The sequence below is a fragment of the Methanobrevibacter filiformis genome (assembly GCF_001639265.1).
GTDB lineage: Archaea > Methanobacteriota > Methanobacteria > Methanobacteriales > Methanobacteriaceae > Methanacia > Methanacia filiformis.
On record NZ_LWMT01000009.1, the window covers coordinates 1 to 8,918 of the forward strand.

Below are 8,918 nucleotides of genomic sequence, written 5' to 3' on the forward strand. Positions count from 1 at the left end.
AAAACACATTTAAAAAGTTTAAAACTAAAACACAAAAAATAGACCAAAAAACTAAAACAAAAACTAAAAAACATCTAAAACCATATCCAACAATCATAAACCTTTATTTTAATTATGGATAAACTCCTCTCAAAAGAGGAATGAAAGATAAAAAATCTTTCATCTAACTTTTAAATCTTTGATTTTTTAAAAAAGAATAAAAATCTTGGAAAATCTCATCATAAACCATCATAAACATTCTATTTAAGCAATTCCAAAAATAATAATTAATTGGAGATTTTAAAGTATTAAAAAAATTAAATAATATATGTTAGTAAACACAATATTTATATCAATAATATAAACAAGTGGGGATTGATTAAATGACACTTGATAAAAGAAAAGAAATAAAAAATAACCCATATGAAAATAATAATAAAAATAATAATAATATCAGTTCTAAAGCTAAAAAACAGTTAGATAAACATCGCTTAAAAATAGGCTTCATGAACCATGATATTATAGAAGAATTTTGTATACAATCTAAGAAAGTTAAAATACGTTATTCTTCTATAAATGAAGCAAAAAAAGCTATAGCTAGGTATAAAAATGAAGATTGGAGAGATAATGAAAAACCCACTGAAGTTTATTATTGCAATTCTTGTAATTGTTGGCACACTACAAGTAGAAAGGATAAATAACAGGATTAAATTAATATTAAATATAAATATATTAAAAAAAGAGTGAAGATTTTACAATCAATTTCAAAAAGAATTATATTTTCATTATCACAGATCTTGTCAATAAATTAAAAATAAAATCATTGTATACAAAAATTATACAGTTTATTTATAATATTGAATGAATGGAACAATTACTATGCATTTAATAAATATATTATATATCTTTAAACAATTTCTTATTTTCATTTTAAATAAAATTATAAGGATTATATCTATTTCATAATATAGTACTATTTTTTAAATTAATAGGCATGTTCAAGTAGGTTATTGATTTGAAATTAGTTCAAATAGAGAATACATTTTTATATGAACCTATTTTTTGTTTTAATTGTCTAATATCTATTAATAATCATGTAAATTATTAATATGTCTTATTATTACTATTACTGATATTTTATTATTAGAATAGTTTATTTGCTTTTAGTAAGTTGTATTTTTAAGCACACATTTGTGTAAATTATATGATAATAATTAATTATATGGTAATCATGATAATTTTTTCAGTACATTCATCATTCTAACTTCAGAAGTGTTTATAAAAGATGAGATATTTATCAGATATTTTTAATTGTAACCATATAATGTCCAATTCATTATAAACATTTTAATGTATAATTTATGGTTTAACAATAAAGTGAGTAATTAATTAATTTCTTTATAATTTTAATTTTAATTTTAAAAATTTTTTCCTTTAAATTCGTTTAAGATGTAATCTAAGAATAAATCTAAGGTTTTTTCTATAGTTCATTTAAAAAAAAATTTAATATATTTTTTAATAGTGTTTCACCACAGTAAATTACATTTGATGGTATCATTTCAAATATAATGATCAATTTAATTGATTATGTGTCTTGTTTTAGTATAGAGACATGAATAAAACATTGAAATCACTTATCTAATATATTCATACCTCCCTAATTTTTTAGCAAATATTAAATTTAAATCAAGATAAGATATAGTAAAAAGAAAAATAAGAACATACATAACTTTATATTTATATTCAATTTTATCTTTAAATTTTTTTTGATTTTATTTAATTTAAAACATTTAATATATTTAATAATTTGAAATTATCCAATTAAAATTTATTAAGTAAGTTATTTAAGTATTTTTTTAGTAATAAATTAGAAAATGAATGTTAAATTGAACTTATTAATTAATATATTATTAGAATTTTCAACACAGCATTTAAACACCATTAATAATAATTTAAGATGTTTTAATCTATCAATATAACAACATATTTAATAAACAGCGAAATATGATTAAATTGGTCCATAATTCAGAATAAAGACAATATAATCTTAAGTTAAAAATTATATAATTAAATAACATACTAATACATAATATTATAGGAAATAAAGCCAAAATAACTAAAATTAATATGAATTATTAAGATAAAGCTAATATTAAGGGAAACAAAAGCATTTAATGAAAAATAATATGCTAAATATGAAATCGATTAAAAGAGGATAAAAAAAGAATGCAATGGAAACTAATGATAAAATATGTGTTATAGAATTATACAGAAGATTTTTAAAAAGTATAATATGAACAAATGATCAAAATTTATTTATTTTTCTATTTAGCTATTATTACTAAATATTTACTTATTTTATTAAATAAATATTTTAAACACTGATTTCACAAAATAATTATTTAATACATTGAATTGTGACAATAGAAAATTTTCCTAATTCTCATTTAATGCATTAAAAACCGATTAAAGTACCAATAAAGAGATTTTAGAAAATTTTTTATTTTGGGAAATTAGTGTTTAAAATATTTATTATAATTATTTTTTGTAAACATTTTTGATTACTCATAAAATACATACCATATATTTTTTGCAAAGGTTTATATAGTAAAAAAATAACCTAACAGTGAAGGTGACAAAAATATGAATAAGAAATATGTGACTGTTATAATTGCCATAGCTGCTATATTAATAGTTATTGGCATGATATTTGTAAATAGTGGAAGTTCCGCTACAATAAATGTGGTTGGATCCACATCTGTACAGCCTGTGGCTGAAAAATTATCTGAAACGTACAAGGCCTCACATCCTGACGTTAAAATTAATGTTCAAGGAGGAGGTTCAGGTGTTGGCATTAAAAGTGTAGCAGAAGGTACATCTGACATTGGTACTAGTTCTAAATCATTAAAAGCGGATGAAAAGAAAGGATTAACTGAATATACATTAGGTCAAGATGGAATTGTAGTAGCTATTAATACAAAAAATGCAGCTTCAGATTTAACTAAAGATCAGTTAAAAGATATTTTTTCAGGAAAAATCACTAATTGGAAAGAAATTGGTGGATCTGACGCTAGTATTAATTTAATAACTCGTGAAGAAGGATCAGGCACATTAGATGCCTTTGAAAAACTTGTTATGGGTGATGACAAAATAAAATCAAGTGCCATAGTTCAAAGTTCTACTGAAGCAGTAAAGCAATCAGTAAAACAAGACCCTAATGCTATTGGATTCGTATCCTTTGCAGCGATGAGTGATGATGTTAAAGCTATTAAGGTTGGAGGAGTAAGTCCTAGTGAAGAAACCATAGCTGATGGCACTTATGAATTACAAAGACCATTCCTTTTCTTAGTCAAAGGAGAAGCGAAAGGAGAAGTAAAAGCATTCATTGACTGGGTAATGGGTACAGAAGGCTCTAAAATATTAGCAGACGAAAAAATTATAAAAGCAAAAAAATAATATCAAATAGTAGAATAAGCTATTGAAAACCAATTATGAATATTTAATGAATAAAGAATTAAGTATTTAATGAATTAAGTATTTAAAAAATAAAAGACAATTATAAAAGTTTTTATCTATTCTTAAAATCTTTCCAAAATACTATTTTAAGATAAAAATTTATTTAAAAACTTATATTGTCTTAAATTTTAATACTTTTTTATACTTTTATGACTATTTTTTAAAATAATCTCCAATTTAAAGCAAAATTAAGAAAGTACTATTAACTAATTAAATAAGACTATTAACTAATTAAATAAGTTATGTATCCCACATACAAACTTATTAGTATTTTCTCAAATTTTTTTACAAGTATGTTAAAAAATTAAAAATTTTATTAACTAACAACAATTAGATTAGTTATTAATTCCGAATTTGTTAATAAAATATAATCTTATAATAAATTTTAATAAAATAACAAATTTAAAGCTATTATTTTACCTTGTACAAGTTAAAAAATTGTACAATAATTTCAATGAGATTATAATAAATATTTACAAATTAATAAATCCATTTTAACATACCCTATAAATATCTGTTATATCGGTTATTTAAATATTTTGGATTATCCCATTATCATAAAAAGTATAAATTTAAATTCGTTAAATTCTCTTATTAAACTATTATATTACTTAAAATTAATAGTCTAATCCATTGACATAATAAGAGGATAATCATGCAAAAAAATAACTTTACAGAATTTTTAATAGAAAAAGGGCTTTTTTTAACAGCTATTTTTTCAATTATTATGATTCTTATTATTATACTGTTCATCTTAATTGAAGGATTTCCAGCAATACAAGAATATGGATTTCTAAATTTTATTTTTGGAATGAATTGGGCTCCTTCTGAAGGTGAATTTGGTGTCTTTCCTATGATAATAGGATCGATTTGTGTAACATTACTATCACTCCTAATGGCTGTTCCTTTATCTCTTCTTTGCGCCATATTTATGGCTGAAGTAGCTCCAAATAATGTGAAAAAGTTCTTAAAACCAACTATTGAAACATTATCAGGAATCCCTTCAGTTGTTTACGGATTTTTTGGACTTATTGTTCTCGTTCCAATAATGCGTGAAACATTTGGAGGAACAGGCTTTAGTATGTTTACTGCATCTTTGATATTAACTGTTATGGTTTTACCTACTATAATATCTATTTCACAAGATGCTTTAAAAGCAGTTCCTAATGAATATAGAGAAGCTTCTTTAGGACTAGGAGCAACTTCTTGGCAAACAATAAAAAATATTATATTTCCAGCAGCACTTCCAGGAATAATAACAGCAATTATTTTAGGAATGGGTCGAGCTATTGGTGAAACACTTGCAGTTATAATGGTTGCAGGTAATGTAGCTTTAGTGCCTAACTCAATTTTTTCACCACTGCGAACTTTAACTTCAAACATAGCCTTAGAAATAGGTTATGCGACAGGTATCCATCATAACGCTTTATTTGGAACTGCTATCGTGTTATTTTTAATTATAATAATACTGCTTCTTGTTGCAAATTACATGCAACATAAATATAAAATCGATGCTGGAAGTGGATATTTATGATTACTAATATCATAAAACCTCATTTAAATGGTGGTGTCTATGAATATTAATAAAATCATTCCTCCTAAAATTGCACAAAAAATAATGAATGGGCTATTCATAGCTTCAGGACTATTAACTATTTTAATATTAATTTTAGTCCTAGGATATGTTCTTGTAAAAGGACTTCCTGTAGTTAATCTTGAATTTTTATTAGCTGATCCAATTGACTCTGGAAGAGCTGGTGGAATATTCCCAATGATCATCTCAAGTATATATGTTACAGCAATAGCTGGGATTATAGCCACTCCTTTAGGTATAGGTGCAGCTATTTATATTGTAGAATATGCTAATGCTAACAGAGCAGTTAGATTAATTAGATTTGGAGCAGAAATATTAGCTTCAATACCTTCAATAGTCTACGGATTATTTGGTTTAGCATTTTTCGTAGTATTTCTTCAATTTAACTGGTCAGTTCTTTCAGGAGGACTAATTTTAGCTATTATGGCCCTTCCAACAATATTTCAAGTTTCTGAAGTTACATTATCCTCAATTCCAAGTTCCTATAGAGAAGGTAGTTATGGTCTTGGAGCAAGTAAATGGCAAACAATATATAGAGTTGTGGTACCTGCAGCTATTCCAGGTATCGTTACAGGAATCATTCTTGGAATGACAAGAGCTATTTCTGAAGCTGCTGCAGTTATGTTTTCAGTTGGTTCTGCACTACAAACTCCTATTTCAATCTTTGATCCAGGTAGACCACTGCCACTTCATTTATATACACTAGCTACTGAAGGAATATCACTTGACAATGCTTATGGAACTGCGGCAGTTCTTGTAATAATTGTACTTGTAATAACAATAGGTACTAATTTAATAGTTGACAGGTATCAGAGAAAAATGACAGGAGGGTAAATTAAATGAACAGAATAGAAGTAAAAGATTTAAATGTGTATTTTGGAGATGCACATATTCTTAAAAATATCAATACTGAAATCCCAAAAAACACAGTTACAGCTTTAATCGGCCCTTCAGGATGTGGTAAATCTACATTTTTAAGGACCATTAACAGAATGAATGATCTAATTCCAAGTTTTAGAAAAGAAGGAGATATTATCCTAGATGAAGAGGATATCTATTCCCCAAAATATGATGTTGCTAGTTTAAGAAAAAAAGTAGGAATGGTATTTCAAAAACCAAACCCATTTCCAAAATCCATATTTGAAAACGTTGCATATGGACTTAAAGTACATGGAATTGATGATAAAGACTTTTTACATCAGCAAGTTGAAGAAAGTCTAAAAGCAGCTGCTTTATGGGGTGAAGTTGAAGACAAATTAGATAATTCAGCTATGAGCCTTTCTGGAGGTCAACAACAAAGACTATGTATTGCAAGAACAATAGCTAACAATCCAGAAGTTATTCTAATGGATGAACCTTGTTCTGCATTAGATCCTATATCCACAACTAAAATTGAAGATCTTATACATAAACTTAAAAATGATTATACAATTATTATTGTAACTCACAACATGCAACAAGCTACACGTGTTTCAAAATACACTTCATTTTTCTTAAATGGAGAAATCATTGAAAGTAACTTAACAGATAAACTATTTATTGAACCAAAAGTTAAAAAAACTGAAGAATATATTACTGGAAGATTTGGTTAAGGTAACCTTCAAACTTTTAAAAAAAGTTTGAACAAAAGCTATTTCAAAAAATAAGCAAATTAAATTAAGAAATGCTTTTACTAATATTAAATCATCTATAAAAAAATATAATATACTATGTGAGTGATTCTTATGGATAAAAAGTATCCCAGTATTTCATTTAAAAACAGAATAAGTAATGTTAAAAATGAAGCGGAAAAAATCGGACAACAAGCTATTGAAGCTCAAAAAAAAGCTATTAGCTTGATAGAAGTCTATGATGAAGATATAGCTAAAGAAGTGATTGACCTAGCTAAAAAAATTGATGATGCTGCATTTAATTTAGAAAGAATGTGCATACAATTCATGGCAGTTGAGCAGCCAGTAGCTGGAGATTTAATGTTTATTGAATCTACAATCCGAGTAGGAAGTCATGTGAAAAGAATTGGTTATTTATCTTCCAACATAGCGGAACTATCTGTTCTTATTAAAGATATAAATGTTCCTGAAAGATTAATGGAAGATTTACAATATATGGCCCATTATGCTCAGATGATGTTAAGTAAAGGAATTTATGCATTTCTAGATCAAAATATTGATATGGCTAAAGAATTACATAATGATGATGATAAAGTAGATGATCTTTTTGATTCAGTATTAAAACAGATTACAGATTTCATGTTTGAAAATAAAGACACTATAACATCAACAATAAACATGATATTCATAGCTAGATTTATAGAAAGAATTGGAGATAGAGCTGTTGAAATTGGGTCAAGAACAGTTTTTATGTTAACATTTAAGAAGCCCTAATAACTTTAATAACACTTTAATAACACTGATTTCGCAAAATAAAAAAATTTTGCAAAATCTCATCATGAGCACTTTAAACAGTTCGTATAGCTTTAAAAGAATTTAAAATAGTGGAGGTTGTTAATCATCTATATTTAGCACATTAATCAATTTTACAGCGATTCTTCTCTTGACAATTATCTTTCTTGTAATAGGAACATTCCTTTTTGCAATATCTGAAAAAATAATGTTATAGTATGTTATAGTATGGAATTGCATACTAATTACTATTACAATCGGAAATATGATTAATCCTATTCAAATTCTAAAGACATTAATTTATTTTCAGTAGTATGTATGGATTTAGGATAAAATTTGTAAAATAAGGTTATCAAAATCACTAATACGATTAGGGCGATAATACTTGCTTCTATACCATATGCCCCACCAGTTAAAATATCTGGACCAATATGTGTAACAACAAATAGGGGAGATCCAGTATTAAGAGATGATAAATTTCCTCCAAATATTGTTGTGAAAAAGTCCCACCCAGCATGCCATGCAATAGCTATAGCTAATGAGCCTGTACGGATAACAATCAATATTAAAAATATTCCTGCTAAAAATGTTGTAGTTAGTGCTAAAATTGATAGTGTTAAATCTAACCCTATTGAAACCATATTTATAATATGAGCTATTGTAAAGAATAATGTTGGTGCTAAAAGTATAAGAAGTAAGTTTTTTGTAGGTTTAAGTGCTGCTACAAAAAATCCCCGATCTAATATTTCTTCACTAATACCTGCAGACATAGAAACAACAAGTGCAATTATCAAAGCAAAAATATTTAATCCTACTGCCTGTATTTGTGCAGTTCCAAGAGCTAGACTAATAATAAACATTATTAGTTGGCAGATAAATGCTAATACAAAACCTATTAATAATCTTGATCCTAATTTATATTTATTAAGACCAATTTCATTGGTCTTGAATTTGAAAACTCTAAATGAGACATAGATAGTTAAAATAAAGGTTGACAATCCTAGAAGTACAGAACCTACAACAGACATTAAATCATGATTATTTCCAATGATAGGGTTAAAAACTGTTGATATAATCATAGCAGCAACAATTTGACCAATTATATAAATCAATATGACAAAAATTATAGGTTTTAAAGGTCCTGGTTTTTTACTTGTGTTTTCTACATTCATAAATCTTATCTCCTTTAAAAGAAAATCTGAATAAATATATGAATAAATATAATAATAAAAAATAATAAAAGTATTTTAGTATTCAAATTATATATTTATATTCATTGGAGATAGGGAACAATTGCTATTGTCATGACAACTTAATTTTAAAATATTTATATATGATGATATTCATATTATACTATATGAAACAGAGAAGAGTAGAGCTTGATGATGAGGAGGATGTTTGTTTAAAAAAGATGGTTAAAAAAGAAA

Annotated in this window: 7 protein-coding genes; 6 read left to right on the top strand and 1 reads right to left on the bottom strand. The window is 25.7% G+C overall.

Features of this window, described 5'->3' with window-relative positions; translation table 11 throughout:
* Positions 1-362: 362 nt before the first annotated feature.
* The 6 genes from MBFIL_RS00425 to phoU all read left to right on the top strand — a co-directional run bounded on the left by MBFIL_RS00425 (position 363) and on the right by phoU (position 7,473).
* Positions 363-680, top strand: coding sequence for a hypothetical protein (locus tag MBFIL_RS00425; RefSeq protein ID WP_066970356.1), 318 nt, complete (start codon positions 363-365; stop codon positions 678-680).
* A gap of 1,942 nt (positions 681-2,622) precedes the next feature.
* A complete protein-coding gene (locus tag MBFIL_RS00430; protein ID WP_066970359.1) occupies positions 2,623-3,435 on the top strand; it encodes a phosphate ABC transporter substrate-binding protein in 813 nt (270 codons plus the stop codon).
* A gap of 715 nt (positions 3,436-4,150) precedes the next feature.
* Complete coding sequence (gene pstC, locus MBFIL_RS00435; RefSeq protein ID WP_066970363.1) at positions 4,151-5,029, top strand: phosphate ABC transporter permease subunit PstC; 879 nt, start codon at positions 4,151-4,153, stop codon at positions 5,027-5,029.
* A gap of 39 nt (positions 5,030-5,068) precedes the next feature.
* The gene (pstA, locus tag MBFIL_RS00440; RefSeq protein WP_066970366.1) at positions 5,069-5,923 is read left to right on the top strand and encodes a phosphate ABC transporter permease PstA; all 855 of its coding nucleotides are present in this window, start codon (positions 5,069-5,071) and stop codon (positions 5,921-5,923) included.
* 5 nt (positions 5,924-5,928) lie between these two features.
* Positions 5,929-6,681 carry a phosphate ABC transporter ATP-binding protein PstB gene (pstB, locus tag MBFIL_RS00445; RefSeq protein WP_066970368.1) on the top strand — a complete coding sequence of 251 codons (753 nt, stop codon included), beginning with the start codon at positions 5,929-5,931 and terminating at the stop codon, positions 6,679-6,681.
* A gap of 132 nt (positions 6,682-6,813) precedes the next feature.
* The gene (gene phoU, locus MBFIL_RS00450; protein ID WP_066970372.1) at positions 6,814-7,473 is read left to right on the top strand and encodes a phosphate signaling complex protein PhoU; all 660 of its coding nucleotides are present in this window, start codon (positions 6,814-6,816) and stop codon (positions 7,471-7,473) included.
* Positions 7,474-7,766: 293 nt separating this feature from the next.
* On the opposite strand, the gene MBFIL_RS00455 is transcribed toward phoU, so the two are convergent.
* On the bottom strand, positions 7,767-8,663 hold the full coding sequence (locus MBFIL_RS00455; RefSeq protein WP_066970374.1) for a CPBP family intramembrane glutamic endopeptidase: 897 nt from the start codon (positions 8,661-8,663) through the stop codon (positions 7,767-7,769).
* Positions 8,664-8,918: the final 255 nt, after the last annotated feature.

Bases quoted from the DNA above. Each gene is read 5' to 3' on its own strand.
- phoU (WP_066970372.1), top strand. From the start codon at position 6,814: ATGGATAAAAAGTATCCCAGTATTTCATTTAAAAACAGAATAAGTAAT.
- MBFIL_RS00425 (WP_066970356.1), top strand. From the start codon at position 363: ATGACACTTGATAAAAGAAAAGAAATAAAAAATAACCCATATGAAAAT.
- MBFIL_RS00430 (WP_066970359.1), top strand. From the start codon at position 2,623: ATGAATAAGAAATATGTGACTGTTATAATTGCCATAGCTGCTATATTA.
- pstA (WP_066970366.1), top strand. From the start codon at position 5,069: ATGAATATTAATAAAATCATTCCTCCTAAAATTGCACAAAAAATAATG.
- pstB (WP_066970368.1), top strand. From the start codon at position 5,929: ATGAACAGAATAGAAGTAAAAGATTTAAATGTGTATTTTGGAGATGCA.
- pstC (WP_066970363.1), top strand. From the start codon at position 4,151: ATGCAAAAAAATAACTTTACAGAATTTTTAATAGAAAAAGGGCTTTTT.
- MBFIL_RS00455 (WP_066970374.1), bottom strand. From the start codon at position 8,663: ATGAATGTAGAAAACACAAGTAAAAAACCAGGACCTTTAAAACCTATA.